At 48.1% G+C, this 1,269-nt stretch carries 2 protein-coding genes; both read left to right on the top strand.

The genetic code is table 11. The annotated features are described in order from the left end of the window. The first annotated feature begins 79 nt into the window (after window positions 1–79). The gene (locus PVOR_RS31905; protein WP_006210604.1) at window positions 80–403 is read left to right on the top strand and encodes a helix-turn-helix domain-containing protein; all 324 of its coding nucleotides are present in this window, start codon (window positions 80–82) and stop codon (window positions 401–403) included. Continuing rightward, a complete protein-coding gene (locus PVOR_RS16845) occupies window positions 346–1,230 on the top strand; it encodes an IS3 family transposase (RefSeq protein ID WP_210190097.1) in 885 nt (294 codons plus the stop codon). The genes PVOR_RS31905 and PVOR_RS16845 overlap by 58 nt, the downstream gene beginning before the upstream one ends. Window positions 1,231–1,269: the final 39 nt, after the last annotated feature.

Raw genomic sequence — 1,269 nt, 5'->3', positions numbered from 1 at the left:
CGTGAAGTGCACCCCTTAGAATGGACATTGGAATAAACCCCTGGTTTATCCGATGAAATTCTAGGGGGTGCATTTTTGTATGGCAATTAAGGGACAAAAGTATAAAACGTATTCGGAAGAGATCAAGAAAGAGGCGGTTCGTCTGCATGTTATCGAGGGATGGACTTACCGAAAGATTAATGAACACTTGGGGATTAATGATCCTCAGCGGATGAAGAAATGGATGCGGAAGTTTCGGGAACAGGGCGAGTTTGGACTGGTGGATCAGCGAGGTCGACGGGAAGCATACATCGACCAAGATCGGTATGTTCAAAAGCTCAAGCGGGAAAACGAAATGCTAAAAAAGTGCTTGGAAATCTGGATGCAGGAGGTGAAAAACAGAAATATAAAGTCATTGAGATAGCTGCCTCTAGCTACCCCGTCAGCAGCCTTTGCAAACTCTTCAAGGTCTCTCGTAGCGGCTACTACGCCTATCTGAAGCGCAAACATATGGACCGGGACAAGGAAGCTGCATTGCTCATTCGTCGGGTGTATGCGCGCTACGAAGGGAAATACGGCTACCGCCAAATCCAGTTGTTCTTGTGGCAGGATGAGGGCATATGGATGAACCACAAGAAAGTATTGCGTCTGATGCAAAAGCTCGGACTTCAATCCAACATTCGCCGCAAACGCCGTTTTAACACGGCGTACCATGCGGGGGAACGCGTGGCGGAGAATCTGTTGAAGCGAAATTTCACAGCAGAAAAACCGAACCAGAAATGGGTAACAGATGTGACGCAATACCGGGTAGGTGAGCGCTGGCTGTATCTTTCGGCAGTCAAAGATTTATTCAACAACGAGATTGTGGCCTACCAGCTTAGCGAACGCAACGACAACGAACTGGTACTAAAGACGTTCGCCAAAGCGTTTGCCAAGCAAAAAGACGTGACCGGATTGGTCGTTCACAGCGACCAAGGGTTCCAGTACACGTCTCATGCTTACCATGACATGCTGCCAAAGGTTAGCGCCCAAATCAGCATGTCTCGTCGGGGCAATTGCCTAGACAATGCCTCCATGGAGAGCTTCTTCTCGCATCTCAAAACGGAAGGGCTCTACCCTTATAATATCCGAAATCTGGCAGAGGCACAAAACCGAATTGAAAAATACATACGATTTTACAACCAGAGACGACCGCAGCGGAAATTAAACAAACTGACGCCGGTAGAGTACCGACGCCAGTTTGCAGCTTAGGTGTTTTTCCAATGTCCACAAAATGGGGTCTTGACCAGC

This window comes from Paenibacillus vortex V453, from assembly GCF_000193415.1.
GTDB lineage: Bacteria > Bacillota > Bacilli > Paenibacillales > Paenibacillaceae > Paenibacillus_AQ > Paenibacillus_AQ glucanolyticus.
Note: the sequence above shows the minus strand (reverse complement) of the source record. Positions and strands in the feature narration are given on the sequence as shown.